The organism is Acetobacter pasteurianus (assembly GCF_009914215.2).
In the GTDB taxonomy this organism is placed as follows: domain Bacteria; phylum Pseudomonadota; class Alphaproteobacteria; order Acetobacterales; family Acetobacteraceae; genus Acetobacter; species Acetobacter pasteurianus.
This window is the reverse complement of record NZ_CP039846.2, coordinates 1,924,168-1,941,256: the sequence shown is the minus strand read 5'-3', so window position 1 is coordinate 1,941,256 and position 17,089 is coordinate 1,924,168. Positions and strand designations below refer to the sequence as shown.

The 17,089-nt window shown below is 52.0% G+C and carries 16 protein-coding genes and 1 tRNA gene; 5 read left to right on the top strand and 12 right to left on the bottom strand.

Annotated features, from left to right (window positions below):
• Positions 1-34: 34 nt before the first annotated feature.
• The 6 genes from rpsB to dnaE form a co-directional block, all read right to left on the bottom strand.
• A complete protein-coding gene (gene rpsB, locus FCN51_RS22610; protein WP_014457152.1) occupies positions 35-841 on the bottom strand; it encodes a 30S ribosomal protein S2 in 807 nt (268 codons plus the stop codon).
• Positions 842-1,007: 166 nt separating this feature from the next.
• Positions 1,008-2,135 (bottom strand): aromatic ring-hydroxylating oxygenase subunit alpha, encoded by a 1,128-nt coding sequence (locus FCN51_RS22605; RefSeq protein ID WP_160256925.1) that lies wholly within the window; start codon positions 2,133-2,135, stop codon positions 1,008-1,010.
• Between the two features lie 309 nt (positions 2,136-2,444).
• A complete protein-coding gene (locus FCN51_RS22600) occupies positions 2,445-2,861 on the bottom strand; it encodes a hypothetical protein (protein WP_014457153.1) in 417 nt (138 codons plus the stop codon).
• A 52-nt stretch (positions 2,862-2,913) separates the two neighbouring features.
• On the bottom strand, positions 2,914-3,714 hold the full coding sequence (locus tag FCN51_RS22595; protein WP_160256924.1) for an aminotransferase class IV: 801 nt from the start codon (positions 3,712-3,714) through the stop codon (positions 2,914-2,916).
• Positions 3,715-3,716: 2 nt separating this feature from the next.
• Complete coding sequence (locus tag FCN51_RS22590) at positions 3,717-5,096, bottom strand: anthranilate synthase component I family protein (RefSeq protein ID WP_160256923.1); 1,380 nt, start codon at positions 5,094-5,096, stop codon at positions 3,717-3,719.
• Between the two features lie 2 nt (positions 5,097-5,098).
• On the bottom strand, positions 5,099-8,518 hold the full coding sequence (gene dnaE / locus FCN51_RS22585) for a DNA polymerase III subunit alpha (RefSeq protein WP_160256922.1): 3,420 nt from the start codon (positions 8,516-8,518) through the stop codon (positions 5,099-5,101).
• A 188-nt stretch (positions 8,519-8,706) separates the two neighbouring features.
• On the opposite strand from dnaE, the gene panC reads away from it, so the two are divergent.
• Entirely contained in the window at positions 8,707-9,546 is an 840-nt protein-coding gene (gene panC, locus FCN51_RS22580; protein ID WP_160256921.1) for a pantoate--beta-alanine ligase, read from the top strand.
• Between the two features lie 49 nt (positions 9,547-9,595).
• Entirely contained in the window at positions 9,596-9,952 is a 357-nt protein-coding gene (locus FCN51_RS22575; RefSeq protein ID WP_003628562.1) for a RidA family protein, read from the top strand.
• 111 nt (positions 9,953-10,063) lie between these two features.
• On the opposite strand, the gene FCN51_RS22570 is transcribed toward FCN51_RS22575, so the two are convergent.
• Positions 10,064-10,139: transfer RNA gene (locus tag FCN51_RS22570), tRNA-Asn, on the bottom strand.
• A gap of 121 nt (positions 10,140-10,260) precedes the next feature.
• Here FCN51_RS22570 and FCN51_RS22565 point away from each other — a divergent pair.
• Positions 10,261-11,295, top strand: a complete 1,035-nt coding sequence (locus FCN51_RS22565; RefSeq protein ID WP_003623160.1) for an ABC transporter substrate-binding protein — start codon at positions 10,261-10,263, stop codon at positions 11,293-11,295.
• Between the two features lie 48 nt (positions 11,296-11,343).
• Here the strand turns inward: FCN51_RS22565 and FCN51_RS22560 are convergent, their stop codons facing one another.
• The 3 genes from FCN51_RS22560 to gluQRS are packed head-to-tail and all read right to left on the bottom strand — an operon-like array spanning position 11,344 to position 14,831.
• Positions 11,344-12,549, bottom strand: a complete 1,206-nt coding sequence (locus tag FCN51_RS22560) for a pyridoxal phosphate-dependent aminotransferase (protein ID WP_160256920.1) — start codon at positions 12,547-12,549, stop codon at positions 11,344-11,346.
• Positions 12,550-12,552: 3 nt separating this feature from the next.
• Positions 12,553-13,911, bottom strand: coding sequence for a pyridoxal phosphate-dependent aminotransferase (locus tag FCN51_RS22555; RefSeq protein WP_003623165.1), 1,359 nt, complete (start codon positions 13,909-13,911; stop codon positions 12,553-12,555).
• A gap of 8 nt (positions 13,912-13,919) precedes the next feature.
• Entirely contained in the window at positions 13,920-14,831 is a 912-nt protein-coding gene (gene gluQRS, locus FCN51_RS22550) for a tRNA glutamyl-Q(34) synthetase GluQRS (RefSeq protein ID WP_160256919.1), read from the bottom strand.
• Positions 14,832-15,023: 192 nt separating this feature from the next.
• Between gluQRS and FCN51_RS22545 the strand changes: the two genes are divergently transcribed.
• Positions 15,024-15,587 carry an HNH endonuclease gene (locus FCN51_RS22545; RefSeq protein WP_014457162.1) on the top strand — a complete coding sequence of 188 codons (564 nt, stop codon included), beginning with the start codon at positions 15,024-15,026 and terminating at the stop codon, positions 15,585-15,587.
• Positions 15,588-15,602: 15 nt separating this feature from the next.
• Here the strand turns inward: FCN51_RS22545 and FCN51_RS22540 are convergent, their stop codons facing one another.
• Together FCN51_RS22540 and FCN51_RS22535 are read right to left on the bottom strand one after the other, a co-directional pair.
• The gene (locus tag FCN51_RS22540) at positions 15,603-15,902 is read right to left on the bottom strand and encodes a hypothetical protein (RefSeq protein ID WP_003623170.1); all 300 of its coding nucleotides are present in this window, start codon (positions 15,900-15,902) and stop codon (positions 15,603-15,605) included.
• Positions 15,903-16,075: 173 nt separating this feature from the next.
• Positions 16,076-16,288 carry a heavy-metal-associated domain-containing protein gene (locus tag FCN51_RS22535; protein WP_003623174.1) on the bottom strand — a complete coding sequence of 71 codons (213 nt, stop codon included), beginning with the start codon at positions 16,286-16,288 and terminating at the stop codon, positions 16,076-16,078.
• 132 nt (positions 16,289-16,420) lie between these two features.
• On the opposite strand from FCN51_RS22535, the gene FCN51_RS22530 reads away from it, so the two are divergent.
• A complete protein-coding gene (locus tag FCN51_RS22530; RefSeq protein WP_160256918.1) occupies positions 16,421-17,083 on the top strand; it encodes a hypothetical protein in 663 nt (220 codons plus the stop codon).
• The last annotated feature ends 6 nt before the right edge of the window (positions 17,084-17,089 follow it).

The window sequence follows — 17,089 nt, the reverse complement described above, 5'->3', positions numbered from 1 at the left end:
CCCGGCATGATAACCGGGCTGTTTGTGTATTCCGTTAGCTTGCAGCCGGTGCTGGAGCTTCTGCTGCGGGGGCAGCAGCTGCCGGAGCGGCTTCGAGAGCAGGCTCAACAGGCAGTTCTTCAGCAGCGCCGATGTCTTCACCAGAAGCGCCCAGTTCTGCGGAAATACCATCCAGAACAGCGGAAGAAACCAGATCACAATACAGGCCGATGGCGCGGATGGCATCATCGTTACCCGGGATCGGGAAGGTTACGCCACGCGGATCGGAGTTGCTGTCCAGAATAGCCACAACCGGGATACCCAGCTTGTTGGCTTCTTCAATGGCCAGCTTTTCCTTGTTGGTGTCGATCACGAACAGGATGTCCGGCAGGCCACCCATTTCCTTGATCCCGCCCAAGGAGCGTTCCAGCTTGTCGCGCTGGCGGGTCATGTCCAGAATTTCTTTCTTGGTCAGACCAGCTGTTGCGCCGTCCAGTGTTTCTTCAATGCCACGCAGGCGCTTGATGGAACCCTGAATGGTCTTCCAGTTTGTCAGCATACCGCCGAGCCAGCGGTGGTTAACGTAGTACTGACCGCAGCGACGAGCTGCTTCTGCAATCGGGTCCTGTGCAGCACGCTTGGTGCCGACAAACAGAACGCGGCCACCACCAGCAACAGTGTTGCGGATAGCCTGCAGAGCGCGATCAAGCAGGCCAACGGTCTGCTGCAGATCAATGATATGAACCTGGTTGCGCACACCGAACAGGTATGGCGCCATGCGCGGGTTCCAGCGACGGGTGTGGTGACCAAAGTGAACACCAGCTTCCAGAAGCTGACGAAGGGTAAAATCAGGCATCGCCATAAGCGTATTCCTACCTTTCTGGTTATTCCTCCGCGAGGGGTTACCCTGCCAGACAGGCAGAGCACCAGATGGTGTTTTCCTCGCGTGCGTTATGCTCCCGGCCTTGACCGAGCGCGGCTCTTATGGCCGTTTTTTTGCGCCCGGACAAGATAAAAAACGCTCTTTGTTAAGCTGCGTCTTCGGACTGGGAGGCTGTTTCTAACGGATGAGCGTATTTGTTGGGCACACCGCTACGTGCCAGCAGAGCGCGAAGTGACTTTACAACAGGGAACACTTCAACGTTGTGATCTCCGCCCAGTTCACGCCATGCGTTCTGTTCCATTTCCACAATTTCACGATCTTCTTCAAAGATGCGGTGCGTGAAAATACCCAGCGCAGGCCATGCCAGATTGAGCAGGAAGTTCCATTTGGGCTTTTTAACAGAAAGCAGACCAAACGCCTGCGTAACCTGCTGTGTTTCACCCAGCGGCACATAGGATGTCCACAGATCCATAATCAGATCACCGTCCTTATCGTGGATCTGCAGAGTCTGATACGGATAGGTGGTGCGAATGGACACAACTTCTTCAACCGGCTGTTCGCGGCCTTCGAAATCATGGTGCTTGCCAAAAATCAGAGCTTCCGCAAGCGGTTGATTGCCACCTTTACGGGCAAAGCTGTAGCGTGCTTCCAGGAAGCCATCGCCTTTGTCCTGCCCCAGGAAACGGGCTGTGATGGAACCCATCTGCCGCCGATGCAGGAACTGATGGTTCATGTCCATCAGGTTTTCATGCATGAATGTATAGTGGCACTTCAGGCGCGGGCTGAACATGCGAGTTTTATATTCCGGGTTCCCCACCTGTGCCACATCTGGCACCGGCACTTTATCAGCCAAAGCCGGATCACCGGGGAAGATAAAGATCAAGCCGCTTTTTTCACGGCAGGGGTAAGACTTAACCGGGCGGCCTACCCCTTCCTTGTTCAGATAAGGCACGGTCACGCACTTGCCGGCGCGATCAAATGCCCAACCGTGGTAGCAGCACTTTACACAACCCTTATCATCCACAACGCCCTTGCTCAGCGGCACCTGCCGATGTGCGCAACGGTCTTCCAGCGCATAGACAGGCCCATATTCAGGGCGGATAAGTGCAATAGGGTGCCCTGCATAGCGCGCAGCAAATGTTTTGCCGGGGCGCACTTTATGCGACCACGCCACAGGGTACCAGAAATTAGGATCACAATCGATCTGCCGAAGATCGTAATGCGGCGTATTAGAACCGTCCGCCTGTTTGCCCTTGGCCTCTTCCACCAGCATGACGTCACCCTTTCAGAATCCAACAAGGCCGATGCAGCAGGAACAACATCACCTTAAAAACATGCCTATGCCCACGTGCTCTACTGCTCCGCATTACGGAAGCACCAGAGCAAACATGGGCCAAGATGACGCCTTCAAGATATTGAAGCTGCTTTTTGCTCAGCCCTGCCGCGCCATCACATGGGTGGGAAGGCTAGCCGATTTTACACGCTGCGCCCAGATGCAAACGGCCAACCAAGCCGTGCACTGGCCGCAACGGTCCTATCCTGCCAAGCCACATGCCTAACAAGATATCTAGTCTTCATTGCATTATTGCGGTGCGTGATTTTCCTGCAGATGCGTAGAAGATGGCTGATTGTTGCCGGGGATTGTTTCACTTGGGCTTTCCATAACCCCATTTTTTTTGTCGTGCTGGCTATGGTGAGGATGGTATTCCTTAACCGGACGAGCCGGATGCTTGCCATCGTTAGAAGGTGGTTGTGTGCCTGGCTGTTCATCTACCGTACGAGGGTTGCTCCATAGCTTTTTAGATGGATCAACATGCTCGCCATTCGGCCCCACTGCTGCTTTTGACGGAGGCTGCCCCTGCATGGAAGCCGCGCCCTCTGCCGTAGGTGGTGCGCCGTTATTATTATCCTGTGCCATGGCCAATGCTGGCATTACACTTAAAGACGCACCAAGCAGCATGGAAGTTAAGATTTTCTGCATGGGACACTCCTTTGTCATAAAATAAGGTATCCCATTTTCCAACGCGAGCAATTTGGAAGGGTTGCAAATTTTATTTCTCTAGAATTTCCCTTACTTTTCCATAAGATTCTGGGTAATATGAGATCCGTTTTCCATCCACATGCGTAACCGTGCGTAAAGAAAGACTGTTTGTTAAATACACACCCTGCGCACCTATCATCTCTTCGTAGCAAATAGGCCGTTCCTGCATTATTCCTGCATCTAACAGCAGCCTACGGGCTATACCCGGCAAAACACCTTCTGTAACAGGAGGCGTTATCAATCCTTCCTCTGTTTGCACGACAATATTGCTAATCGTGCTTTCCGCTATGCGCCCTTGCATATTTAACAAAAGAGCATCATCGCAGCACATTTGAGCTGCCTCTTGCCTTGCCATAATACCGGGCAAATAACTGAGCGATTTAATATAAGAAAGCGGTGAAAGCTCATCCCTCCGCACCAACTTACTCACACATACACGCACAGACTGCTCTCTAAAAACACCTGTAGCCCCTGTTATAAAAACCGTTGGCTTGCAATGCTCTGGCGGCAGCAAACCGCGCGGCGCTACCCCGCGCGTTACAGTCAAGCGGGCAGAGCCATTTTCCAACCCCGCATGCATCACAAATTCTCGGATAGCCCGCAAAGTGTCATCTTGTTCTGGAACAGGCATACTCAGAACTCGACCACCTTCACAAAGACGCTGATAATGCAAAGAAAAATGTAGAATTGTGCCGTTTTTTATACGCAGAGTTTCAAATAACCCGTCTCCCAATGTCACGCCCCGATCCAGCGGGCTGATAAAGGCTTGGTCTGCTGGGTATATTTTTCCGTTTAACCAGATCACACTCATATCTACCCCCAGAACTTCTGAAACGGCACAAACTTCAGGCGCATTTCTTCATATTCCTTTTCTGGATCAGACAGAATGGTTACTCCACCGCCAACACCAATGCTCAAGTGACTTTTGGATCGTTCCAGACTGCGGATAATGACGGAACTATCCATACTGGCATCGCCCCCAATACGGAATACGGTGCCACAATACGCACCTCTGGCAGAGGCTTCCAGCTCATCTATAATCTGCATCGCCCGATATTTAGGGGCTCCTGTTACAGACCCCGGCGGCAACGTGACTTTTAAAAGATCAAAAACATCTTTGTTTGGCAGCAACTTTCCGCGAACTTCTGAAACCAGATGATGCACATGTGGAAACTGCTCCACCACCAACAGATCTGGCACATACACGCTGCCTATTTGCGCCATGCGCCCAATATCATGCCGCATAAGATCAACTATCATCAGGTTTTCGGCACGTTCTTTTTCATCGTGTAAAAGTGTTTTATGCCAAAAAGCGTCTTCTTCCGGCGTTTTCCCTCGTGGTGCCGTGCCCTTGATAGGCCGTGATGAGACACAACCATTGGCATCCACGCTAAAAAACCTTTCTGGGGAAGATGAAAGCAATGCAAAATCTGGACCACACGATAGATACGCACCAAAAGGCGCTGGTATTTGCTGCCGCAATGCCCGGTAGACCTGAGCACTCGGCACACTTGCATCCACTTCTGCTGTGTGCCGACAGGTGATATTCGCCTGAAAAATATCTCCCGCGGCAATATAATCCCGCGTTTGTGCAACATTCTGGCAATAAGCCTTACGGCTTTGGTCTGCCACAAACTGCATAGTTGTATGTATTTTATATGGTGGAACATGCTCGGGGAGCATATTCCACGCCCTTATCAACTGCGCTATGTTCACATCATCCGCAAAGAATTTTGAAATTCCTGCAAGAAAAACACGTTTTTCAAAGCGATCCCAGATAAAAGCATGATCATACACGCCTGCAGCCAGCAAGGGCGTATGCTGATCTTTATGCCGAGATAAAACGCCTTCCAGCATCATTCCTATTTGATAACTGGCAAACCCAACAAGACCACCCCAGAATGGAATATCTTGCAAGCGCGTTCCATCAGCCTTTTCTTTTAATTCATTATAAAAATTACGAAGGATTTCAAAAATATCATAAACCGAAACTGTCGGTTTAGTTATGCCATCAACCTCTATTTCATGAGGCCACGCCACCACTGTATGGCATGGCTTATGGCAAAAAATCTGCCATCGGCTCCGATTATCTATCTTGCCGCCGCTATCCAGAAAAGCACACCACGGCTGCTGCCCCCATACCGACAAAACAGCATCAGGATCTTTCCATTGTAATTCCTGTATCTGAACCAATGTCAGACCTGTTCCACCCGTGAAACACCAGAAAGTGTGCGCAGCCTTTGCCCCAATACAGGTGTCACCTTATAGCGCCCACGCAACCGCACCTCTACATCACAACTATCAGCAACCCCCGGCAGCAGAACAATCCGCCCTGCCCCACCCTTTTGCGGCTCCAGAATAGCTTGCAAATCTGGCAAGGCATCTGGCTTTTCCAGCCATACCCGCATTTCGCTTTGCCCTTGCGCTGCAGCCGCTTCCAAATCCACAATATCTGTAGCGGTAAGACGCAGTGCTTCCCCTTCCAGCTTTAAATCAGCCGTTACGAGTATAGCCGTGCCCGCCACCAAAATATCGCGCACACGTGTTAGCACTTCCGAAAAAACAGTTACTTCGCAGCCGCCAGAAGCATCAGACAGGCGTACCCATGCCATTTTATTGCCTGTGCGTGTGGGACGTTCCTTTTTATCCACCACACAGCCAGCAATTTTAACACGGCCACCACCCAGTTCTGCCGCTGTCAGCAACTGCGATGTACGTGTAACACCCAGACGCCGCAGCACAGAACCATACGCATCCAGCGGGTGAGCTGTCATATGGAAGCCAATAGCTTCGGCTTCCATCGCCAGACGTTCAAATTCTGGCCAATCATGTCCTTCCACCAGCCGCAAAGGTTCAACTTCACCCGGTCCGCCAAACAACCCGATCTGGCCAGAAGCAGCCTCCTGCGCTTGGCTATGCGCACGCCGCAAGATGACATCTGCAGACCTGAAAACACGTGCCCGGTTTTTATCAATACATTCAAACGCACCGGCTTTTGCCAGATTTTCCAACTGCATCCGGTTGATGTGCTTCGGGTCAATACGGATTGCAAAATCTGCCAAATTTTTAAAGGGTTTTTCTCCCCTCGCTTCTACCAGAGCTTCCATTGCGCCATAGCCAACCTTTTTAATGGCAGCCAGCGCATAACGGATTGCATATGTGCCATCAGGCTGTTCCTCGACCGAGAAATCAGCTTCTGATTTATTGATATTCGGCGGCAGAACAGCAATGTGCATGCGCTCCGCTTCCTGCCGCAAAGCGGCAAGTTTTTCCGTGCGCTCCCGTGCCAGAGACATACAGGCTGCCAGAAAGGCCACCGGATGGTTAGCCTTCATCCATGCTGTTTGGTAAGACACAAAAGCATAAGCAGCAGCATGCGATTTGTTAAAACCATAGTCTGCAAACTTAGCCATGAGGTCAAACACCTCAACGGCCTTATCACGGTCAATCCCGCGTTTGGTTGCGCCTTCTGTAAAGATTTCGCGCTGATGATCCATTTCCGAACGGATCTTTTTACCCATGGCTCGGCGCAGCAAATCTGCGCCGCCTAGGCTGTAACCAGCCATTTTCTGGGCAATCTGCATAACCTGTTCCTGATAGACCATGATGCCATAGGTCTCTTCAAGAATATCGCGAATTTCCTCGTGCGGGGGTTCCCATGCCTCACCGTGTTTTCTACGGCAGTAATCGGGAATGTTGGCCATTGGGCCCGGGCGATACAGCGCCACAGCCGCAATCAAATCTTCTATTCGGGTTGGGCGCATCTGTTTAAGAACATCGCGCATACCCGCGCCTTCAAACTGGAACACGCCAGCGGTATCACCCCGCCCCAGCATTTCATACGTTTTGGGGTCATCCAGCGGAATGTGACTGAGGTCTACATCCTTGCCCATGCGGCGGATGAAATCGACACCGCGTTTTAGGATGGTAAGTGTTGTTAAACCAAGAAAGTCGAACTTGACGAGGCCCGCTTGCTCAACAAACTTCATGTTATACTGGGTAACCAGCGTGTCACTTTTGGGGTCTCGGTACAGCGGCACAAGCTGCACAAGCGGCCTATCCCCAATAACCACCCCCGCCGCATGTGTACTGGCATGACGGAAAAGCCCTTCCAGCTGTTGGGCAATTTCCAGCAACCTGCGCAGGGCCTCATCATTATCACGCATTTCCTGCAGCTTGGGCTCGCCTGCGATAGCTTCCTTCAGGGTAACCGGCTTGGCTGGATTATTGGGAATAAGCTCTGCCACGCGGTTAACCATCCCGTATGGCAACCCCAACACACGCCCAACATCGCGCACAGCAGCGCGTGCTTGCAGCTTACCGAAGGTAATAATCTGCGCAACGCGATCTGCCCCATATTCACGCCGCACATAGGCAATCACTTCGTCTCGCCGGTCCTGACAGAAATCGATATCAAAGTCAGGCATGGAAACGCGTTCTGGGTTTAGAAAACGTTCGAACAGCAGATTGAACGGAATGGGGTCAATATCTGTAATGGTAAGCGCCCATGCGGCCAAAGATCCTGCACCAGACCCACGGCCCGGCCCAACCGGAATACCATGCGCCTTGGCCCACTGGATAAAGTCCGCCACGATCATGAAGTAACCGGGGAACCCCATCTTGGAGATGATATCCAGCTCGAAACGCAAACGTTCCTTGTATTTTTCTATAGTTTCCGCATCCAGCTTCATGCCGGACATGCGGCGTTCCAACCCTTCCCACGCCATAGCGCGCAGGGTTTCATCTTCTGTCGCGCCTTCTCTTACCTTGGGGCAGACAGGCAGAAGTGGTTTGCGGGTTTCCACCTTAATGGCGCAACGGCGCGCAATTTCCAGCGTGTTGTCACATGCATCTGGCAGATCCGCAAAAAGTGCGCGCATCATTTCCGGCGGCTTGAACCAATGTTCCGGCGTAACGCGGAAGCGATCTTTTTCTGCCATGGTGCGCCCTTGGGCAATGCACAACAGGGCATCCTGCGCTTCGTACATTTCTGGCGTAGGAAAAAAGCATTCATTGGTGGCCACCAAAGGCAGACCAAACCGGTCAGCCAATGTCAGCACACCCGGTTCCACGGCTTTTTCAATAGCCAGACCATGACGGTGCAGTTCTACAATAAGCCTGTCACCAAATGCCTCATGCACACGGGCCAGCCATTTTTCGGCATCTTCCGTTTGCCCTTCGGCCAGCATCTGGAAAAGTGGGCCACGTGAGCCACCGGTCAGCAGCAGCAACCCCTCTGCTTTTTCACACAGCAGGTCTAGGGAGACAAAAGGATCTGCTGGATCTGAGTTCTGAAACCCGGCGGAAGAAAGAAACTGAAGATTGGCCAAGCCTGCTTCATTCTGCGCCAGAAGCACGACCGGTTCGGCTGGAGCACCGGGCTTGTCATTCCGCGCAGGCAAGCCAATCTGGCTGCCAATAATGGGCTGAATACCGCTTTTTGTACAATACTGAGAAAATTCCAACGCTCCGAACAGATTGCCTGAATCTGCAATACCCACAGCAGGCATATGCATTTCCTTCGCCAGCCCCACAATATCGGGCACACGAATGGCCCCCTGGCTAAGCGAATAGGCAGAGTGAACACGAAGGTGGATAAAATCAGCGTAAGACATGCGCCTTTATAGCACAAACTTGGGCCTTTTCACTCTTAGCAAAGCACTCTGCCTCTTATTTCCCCCTCTTTCACGGAAGTGCTTTTCGTCGCTTCTGGAAGTAAGGCAGATTCAACGATACATTGCAGCCCAACAAAGCTTGGCACTCTGTTCCGGCTTACAAAATTACTGGCGTTCAGGACTTCACCATGCAGATTATAAAAACCAAGGCAGAACTGGCAGCATTAAGCTCCGCTTGGCAGAAAGAAGGCCAGACCATTGGCTTTGTGCCCACTATGGGCGCACTTCATGCAGGCCATCTCTCACTGATAAATGCGCTGGACGGCAAAGCCTCTCGTCGGATTGTGTCCATTTTTGTAAACCCCATCCAGTTCAACAATAGCAGTGATTTCCAGCATTACCCACGCGGGCTGGAAGATGATGCCGCCTTGTTGCGCAATACTGGCAAAGTGGACGTGCTTTACGCGCCAGATGAAAGCCAGATGTACCCGCCTGGCTTTGCAACCCGCATAAGTGTTTCTGGGCTGGATAACATGTTGTGCGGGGGAGATAGACCTGGCCATTTTGATGGTGTTGCTACAGTCGTAACAAAGCTACTTTTACAAACGCGCGCCAATATCGCAGCTTTTGGTGAAAAAGATTACCAGCAACTCTGCCTTATCAAACGCATGGTGCAGGATCTGGATTTGCCAGTAGATATTTTGCCAGTACCTACATTGCGAGAAGCAGACGGGCTTGCTCTTTCATCCCGCAACCGCAGGCTTACGCCTGAACAACGCCAACAAGCCGCACTTCTGCCCCAAGCCCTGAAAGCATGCCTTGAAGCCATGAAGCATGGCACAAGCGCAGAAAGCAGCTTGGCCACATGCCGTGAAGCATTGCAGCAAGCGGGCTTTCACGTTCATTATCTAGAACTCCGCCATGCGGAAAACCTGGCACCCGTACCTATTGCCGGCAAAGATACACGTTTGTTTGTGGCTGCCAGCTTAGGAGACATCCGGCTTATTGATAATATGCCGTTTGCCTAACTTTTGCTTTCCAGAAAGTGTTATCCTTAACAGCAAAGAACCCAAAACTATGAGCATCAAACGCCTTGCCCCCGAAGAACGCTTAACAGGCGCCGTTATTCATAATGGCCTTGTTTATCTGGCTGGCCAGATTGCCGATGATTCCTCGTTGGATGCAGAAGGCCAGATGGCGGATATTCTACGTCAGGTAGATGCCTTATTGGCCGAAGCTGGCACAGACAAAAGCCGCCTTATTTCCGTTCAGATCTTTTTGGCTGACATGAATGATATGGCAGGCATGAACCGTGCGTGGGATGCGTGGCTGGATACAAACAACAAACCTGCCCGCGCAACGGTAGAAGCAAAACTGGCTGACCCCACATGGAAAGTGGAATTAACCGGCATTGCCGCGTTGCCGCAGCCATAACTACATTTTGGCGGGCGGCTACTTTGCTAGCTGCTCGCTACAAAGCGCATGCGCCAAAACAAATGCTTTAAAGCATTTTTATATTTTACAAATTTTAAAGGGGAATAAGGCTGGCTCCCGAAGTAGGACTCGAACCTACGACCCAGCGATTAACAGTCGCTTGCTCTACCAACTGAGCTATTCGGGACCAGCGAGGGAGCATATAGCTAACCTAAATCGCGCCGTAAACCCCCTTTTTTATTTTTTTTCATATTTCCTCCATCACTCATAAAGCGACAGACAGAGCAAGGCATAGTAAACCTACAAAAATGAGCGCCCAAGGTCCTTCCCAAACACGTCGTAACCTCCTGCTAGCTGGTATTGGCGGTATTGCCGCTATTGGTGGAGGAACCTTTCTGGCCACGCGCGGCAGACACCATCCGCACAAGCAGCCGGATGGTGCCTATCGGCAGATCAAGATAGGCTGGCCAAATTCTGGCTCGGCTCCTGTATTGGCCGTTGCCGCGCAAAAAGATTTTTTTGCGCATTATAGCTTGGATGTAGATTTGCCCTTTGCCACCATAAATGGCGAAGACACCATTAATGCACTGGCCAGAGGTGACATTCCCTACGCCGTGGCCCCTGCCCTTACGTGGCTGAGGCACCTTTACTCTGGGCTAAATGCGCAATTGCTTATTGGGGTGCAGCCAGGCAATTTCCGCCTGTTGGTACGCCGTAGCAGCCGCATTACACGGCTAGATCAGCTTATGGGCCGCACTGTAGCTGTTATGGACCAGAACGCAGCTGATAAGCTGTTTTTTGCCATTATGATGCGCCGCAAGGGGCTGGATGCCATGAACCGCATCAATTGGCTGGATCTCCCCCTCCCACAAATTGATGATGCCGTGCGCAGCCAAAGAATTGATGCTGTTGTCGCGCATGATTATCAGGCCTGGTGGCTGCTCCAATCATTCCCTGATCTGTTTATCGAGCTGGCAGGCAGCAACACTGGCCATTATGCCGAGCGCACAAGCATGGTGCTTGGTGCCTCCAGCTCTGTGTTACAGGATGACCCAGATGCCGCCATTGCCCTTGTACTGGCCCTGCGTGATGCAGCACGCTGGACAGACACCCACCGCGATGATGCTGCAACCCTGATTGCGCCAGATATTTCGGATCTTTCCGCAGCCAGCATACGCGCAATGCTGCACAGCGAACCTGCTATCCGGCCCGTTATTGGCAAATCATTGCGTGAGCAACTGGCACAGTATTGCGATGAGCTGCAACTGGTTGGCCTCATGCCTGAAACGGAAGACAGCGCAGCACTTGCGCGCCGTTATGCACGGAATGTTTTGAAAGAATAAAAAAGCGCAGGCGCATTTCTGATACGCCTGCGCTTTAACTAGAAAGCCTTACTGCAAGCCTTCTACAAACTGAGCAATACGCTGGCAGGCCTCTTGCAATGTTTCATCTGCCGTTGCGCAGGACAGGCGCAAATAAGGTGAATGCCCAAAGGCGCTTCCCGGCACAGTGGCTACAAAAGCCTCTTCCAGCAAAGCCAATGCAAAGTCATGGTCTGTTTCCAGCCGCTTTCCAGACGCTGTCGTGCGGCCAAGACACCCGGCAACACCTGGATACGCGTAAAACGCACCATCTGGCATTGCGCAGGTAAAGCCCGGAATAGCGCGTAAGGCTTCCACCACCATCCGGCGGCGGCGGCCATATGTGGCCACCATTTCCTGCACCAGATCTGCCGGGCCATCCAGCGCAGCCGCAGCCGCAGCCTGCGCTATGGAACACACGCCAGACGTGGCATTGCCCTGAACACCCCGCATGGTGGCAATAAGATCTGCCGGACCACCCGCAAAGCCTACGCGCCAGCCTGTCATGGCATACGCTTTGGAAACACCGTTGAGTGTAATGGTGCGATCTTTCAGATCAGGCGCAACCGCTGCAATGGATACTGACTTTGCACCATCAAACACCAGATGTTCGTAAATCTCATCTGAAAGTATCCAGATATCTGGATACTGCCGCAGCACTTCCGCAATAGCGCGCAGATCGTCCGCAGAGCATACACCACCTGTTGGGTTATTGGGGAAGTTCAACACCACCCAACGCGTGCGGGGAGTAAGCACTTTTGCCAGTTCATCTGCCTTCAGGCGAAAACCGTCTTCTTCCCGGCAGGAAACATAAACAGGTGTGGCACCAAACATACGGGCAATAAGCGGATAGCTCACCCAGTAAGGTGTGGGCACCACCACTTCATCCCCCGCATTCAGCGTGGCCATGAACGCGTTAAAAATAACCTGCTTGCCACCGTTGGAGACCATAATCTCCTCCGGCTTGTAATCCAGCCCGTTTTCCCGCGTGAACTTGCGGGCAATGGCCGCCTTAAGTGCAGGCGTGCCATCTACGGGTGGGTATTTGGTCTGCCCGGCCAAAGCTGCCTGATGGGCTGCCTCCACCACGGCGGGCGGCGTGGCAAAATCCGGTTCACCCAAAGCAAGGGAGATAACGGGCTTGCCCTCCGCCTTAAGTACGCGTGCACGGCGTGCCATTTCAATAGTGGCAGGTGCAGGCAAACCTTTTAATCTGTTCGCAAAAGACCGCGCCATATTTTACAGCAGCCCTTTGCAAAAGCGCTGAATGCGCGTGCAGGCTTCACGCAGGCTATCTGTATCCGTGGCATAGGAAATACGGATATGACCCGGGAACATGAAGGCCGAACCATGCACGGCCGCAACGCCTTCTTCTTCCAGCAGGGCTGTTACGAAATCCTCATCCGTTTCCAGCTTTTTGCCGCCCGGAGATGTTTTGCCCAAACACTTTTCCACCGACGGGAACACATAGAACGCACCCTGCGGCATATCGCATTCCATCCCTTCGGCTTCATTCAGCATGGAAACAACCATGTCGCGCCGCCCCTGATAGGTGGCAACCATTTCCTGAATGAAATCCTGTGGGCCGGTAAGTGCTTCCACAGCCGCAGCCTGCGCGATGGAGCAGGTGTTGGAGGTGGACTGCCCCTGCAGTTTGTTCATGGCTTTTGTCAGTTCCACCGGAGCGCCGGAAAAACCAATACGCCAGCCTGTCATGGCATATGCTTTGGAAACACCATTCATGGTAACGGTGCGGCTACGCAGCAGCGGTTCCACTTCCACAAACGTGGCAGGACGGAAACCATCGTAAACCAGCTTGGCGTAGATATCGTCTGTAAAGATCCATACATGTGGATGACGCAGCAGAACATCACACAGTGGGCGCAGATCTTCGGCTGAATAGGCAACACCTGTTGGGTTACAGGGTGAATTCAGGAAAAACCATTTTGTGCGCGGTGTAATAGCGGCTTCCAGCTGTTCTGCCGTAATCCGAAAACCGTTTTCACGTTTGCAGGGCACAATAACGGGTGTGCCTTCTGCCAGCGTGACAATATCGGGGTAAGAAACCCAGCAAGGTGCTGGAATAATTGCCTCATCACCCGGGTTAAGGGTAGACATCATGGCATTGTAGATAATCTGCTTGCCACCAGTGGAAACAATAACTTCCTCTGGCGTGTAATCCAGACCACTATCAAGTTTAAAGCGCTCTGCAACAGCCTTACGCAGCTCTGGCGTGCCAGCAACATCGGTATAGCGGGTCTGGCCATTTTCAATTGCCTTGGCCGCTGCGCGCGAGATATTTTCGGGCGTGCGAAAATCTGGTTCACCGGCAGAAAGGCTGATGATGTTCCGGCCTTCGGCTTTGAGTGCACGGGCCCGTGTCGAAATGACAATCGTCTGGCTCGGGCTGATCCTGTTCATGCGGTCAGCAACAATGCTCATGGTTCTCTTACTTTCCGACACTATGTTTTTCATGCCAATAACCAGGACATCACCCATGCCCCAGAAACAGACATTTGGTTCTGGGGCGGCACAGTAATCCTGTTCGGCCTCTGGCGGAACCGGAGATTTCTCATACGCCGCGTTTTTTGTACGCAATTCAGGGTTTATCTCTCAAAAATATGAGGGAAACCCGCTTTGCAACGTACATCTTCCGCCGAAAGACCTGCTTCACGCATAGTGCGCACAGCCAATGCGCCATCCCGCTTGGCCAACCTGCGCCCTTCTGCATTGCACAATAATGGGTGAAAACTGTATTCTGGCACGCTCCACCCCATAAGTGTTTGCAATACCCGGTGCAGGTCTGTTGCGGGCCGCAAATCTTCCCCACGCGTTACCAGCGTAACACCTTGGGCGGCATCATCATGCGTAACGCAAAGATGGTAGGATGCGGGAATATCCTTGCGCGCGAGAACCACATCGCCAAACAATTCAGGATGACACACAACTGTTCCGTGCTCTTGATCCTGATACGTTAACGGTACGCCATGTGTGTGCTGATGCACCCATTGCAAGGCTTTACCCATATCCAGCCGCAGCACGTGGGGTTCCCCTTGGCTGATACGATCCTGCCGTTCCTGATCTGAAAGATGACGGCACGTTCCGGGGTAACACAAACTGCCATCTGGAGCCGTATGTGGTGCTGAAAATATGGCAGCACTTTCACGCATAATATCAGACCGCGTGCAAAAACAGGGATAAAGCACCCCCATTGCATTCAATGTTGCCAACGTAGCCTGATACGCTGGCATATTGGCTGATTGCCTTAAAACGGGCCGCGCAGAATGCAACCCCAACCATTCCAGATCTTCCAGAATGGCGGGAATAAATTCCGGTTTGCAGCGTTGGATATCAATATCCTCAAGCCGCACAAACCATTCTCCATCTGGCTGCGCCTTTTGCCACCCATACAAAGCCGAGGCCACATGCCCCAGATGCAGAAAGCCCGTGGGGCTAGGTGCAAAGCGTATGACCCACCCCGCAGGGTTTATTTGACTATTATGTAATAAATTGTTCATGTTTTTCGTGAAACTATTACTAAACTCTAAAAAGACGCATCAAACAGACAGCCGTTTTGTTGCCTCCCTCCAGAACCTCTGCAATACTGCATGCAGTAATTACCTCGACGACGCACCTTTTGCAGGCAATCGGTTCCGAGTTTTACGATCGCACAAAGATGCGCCCTCGACGATAAAGCGAGGAGACAAGTCTTGCCTGACGGTAGTACCCTCAATTTTCCTGCATTGGTTTTGAATGCAGATTTCCGACCGCTCTCCTACTACCCTCTTTCCCTATGGGCATGGCAGGATGCTATCAAGGCTGTATGGCTGGATCGGGTTTCTGTGCTGAGTGAATACGAAACAGAAGTGCACTCTCCGCACCATACCATCCGCCTGCCCAGTGTTATTGCCTTAAAAGACTATATTCCCGCAGCCCGCAAACCTGCCTTTACCCGTTTTAATGTTTTCCTGCGCGATAACTTTTCCTGCCAGTATTGTGGTGAACGCCACCCCACGCAGGAACTCACGTTTGATCACGTTATCCCGCGTTGCAAAGGTGGCAAAACAAGCTGGGAAAATATTGTAACTGCGTGCGGATGCTGCAATCTGCGCAAAGGCTCGCACCTTCCGCATGTTATTGGCATGTTGCCGCGGCATCGGCCAGAACGCCCCTCATCCTGGCAGTTGCAGGAAAACGGGCGCGCCTTCCCGCCTAACTATCTGCATGAGAGCTGGCGCGATTATCTGTATTGGGACACTGAACTGGAAAACTGATCAGGCATCGGCTTTTCAGCGCGTATAGCTATAACCGTATTCATCTGCCAGTTTCTGAAGATCCGGAGCATCTTTCAGGTTCAGCGGAATCGGCTTTGCGTTTTTCTCACCAAACATAAAGCCATGATTGGTCATCCGCTGGCATGTATTGGCAGCAAGTGGAAAGCTCAGATACATCGGCCCGGCCATTTGCTTGCGCAGGCAGGTAATATCCGTATCAACCAATGGCAGACGCCCAACCTCGGAAGAGCAGCCACCCAGCAGGGCTAGGCCTACCGCCACAAACCCAAGGCGTAATGTATTTTTCATCTGCATAACGGATCAGCCACCTTGCTTCAGCATATCTTGCAGCGGCTGCTGGCCGCGCTGATGTGTCATTCGGAAACATGCATACTGCCAGTTTCTACCTACCTCAGCTAGACAGGGAACATCACGCCCCCTGTCTGCCAGCCGCATGGCAGAACTGGCTTAAATGAAAAATGCTGCTTTTAGCTTACTTCGTAACCAGCACCACGGATTGCATTCTGCAGGGAAGAAACGCCAGCCCGTGTTGGATCATACGTTACTTTCACTTCACGCGTTGCCAGATTAACATCTGTAGCTTCCACACCATCAATAGCAGCAAGGGCGCGCTTAATAGCAGACACACAGCCATCGCAGGACATACCATCCACCATAAAACTTGCTGTGGTTTGGGTCATTTATCTGTACCTTCCTTAAATAACATATTTACGCCGCATCATACGTTGCGCGCCTTATAGCGCAGCTCTGGCCCAGACGGAATAAGCAGATAGGCAGTCTGCCATCCTGCATTCTCATGCTATGTTGCGTGCATGAGCAGCCTTTCCATGCCTTCTGGCCCCAGCAAGATGCACAACACCATATCTGAGTGGCGGGATACACCACTCCATCGCCTGATGCTGGCAACACTTATAGAAAAACTGGAAAACAGGCTGCTTGCCAACTCCAGCGCCACACGTGTGCTGGAACAGTGGATAAATACTTACAATCTGGCTCCAGACAACAACCTGCACGCCTACCGCCAAACGGAAAGCTCTGCGCCCTGCCCGTCATTCCTGTTGCGAACGCTCTTAGGCGCTTCCGATGCTCAAACAGAGGATGTGCATTACCGGAAGGTGCAGCTTACCGCACATGGGAAGATTTTTTCAGAAGCCGAAAACTGGTATATTCCGGCAAGATTATCCCCGGAAATGGCTACACAGCTCAACACAACAGATAAACCCTTTGGGCTTGTTGTGGCTGCACTTAACTTTTCTCGCCAACTTATCAAACGGGAAAGCTTGTGGTTCCCTCTTTCTGAACACTGGGAGCAGAATGGAATACCTGCTGGCTCTGACCAGCCTATTAGCCTGCCACCCTATCTCTTCCGCCATATGGCGGTGTTGCGCACGCAAGCAGGGCAAGCCTTTTGTGTGGTGATTGAAACCTACACCACAGAAACACTAAGGTTTCCGCCACCAGCCTTGCCAACATAGACGGAA

What these genes read in the sequence shown, in the direction of transcription:
- rpsB (WP_014457152.1), bottom strand. Translation starts at nt 841, where the DNA reads ATGGCGATGCCTGATTTTACCCTTCGTCAGCTTCTGGAAGCTGGTGTT.
- FCN51_RS22605 (WP_160256925.1), bottom strand. Translation starts at nt 2,135, where the DNA reads ATGCTGGTGGAAGAGGCCAAGGGCAAACAGGCGGACGGTTCTAATACG.
- FCN51_RS22600 (WP_014457153.1), bottom strand. Translation starts at nt 2,861, where the DNA reads ATGACAAAGGAGTGTCCCATGCAGAAAATCTTAACTTCCATGCTGCTT.
- FCN51_RS22595 (WP_160256924.1), bottom strand. Translation starts at nt 3,714, where the DNA reads ATGAGTGTGATCTGGTTAAACGGAAAAATATACCCAGCAGACCAAGCC.
- dnaE (WP_160256922.1), bottom strand. Translation starts at nt 8,518, where the DNA reads ATGTCTTACGCTGATTTTATCCACCTTCGTGTTCACTCTGCCTATTCG.
- panC (WP_160256921.1), top strand. Translation starts at nt 8,707, where the DNA reads ATGCAGATTATAAAAACCAAGGCAGAACTGGCAGCATTAAGCTCCGCT.
- FCN51_RS22575 (WP_003628562.1), top strand. Translation starts at nt 9,596, where the DNA reads ATGAGCATCAAACGCCTTGCCCCCGAAGAACGCTTAACAGGCGCCGTT.
- FCN51_RS22565 (WP_003623160.1), top strand. Translation starts at nt 10,261, where the DNA reads ATGAGCGCCCAAGGTCCTTCCCAAACACGTCGTAACCTCCTGCTAGCT.
- FCN51_RS22560 (WP_160256920.1), bottom strand. Translation starts at nt 12,549, where the DNA reads ATGGCGCGGTCTTTTGCGAACAGATTAAAAGGTTTGCCTGCACCTGCC.
- gluQRS (WP_160256919.1), bottom strand. Translation starts at nt 14,831, where the DNA reads ATGAACAATTTATTACATAATAGTCAAATAAACCCTGCGGGGTGGGTC.
- FCN51_RS22540 (WP_003623170.1), bottom strand. Translation starts at nt 15,902, where the DNA reads ATGCAGATGAAAAATACATTACGCCTTGGGTTTGTGGCGGTAGGCCTA.
- FCN51_RS22535 (WP_003623174.1), bottom strand. Translation starts at nt 16,288, where the DNA reads ATGACCCAAACCACAGCAAGTTTTATGGTGGATGGTATGTCCTGCGAT.
- FCN51_RS22530 (WP_160256918.1), top strand. Translation starts at nt 16,421, where the DNA reads ATGAGCAGCCTTTCCATGCCTTCTGGCCCCAGCAAGATGCACAACACC.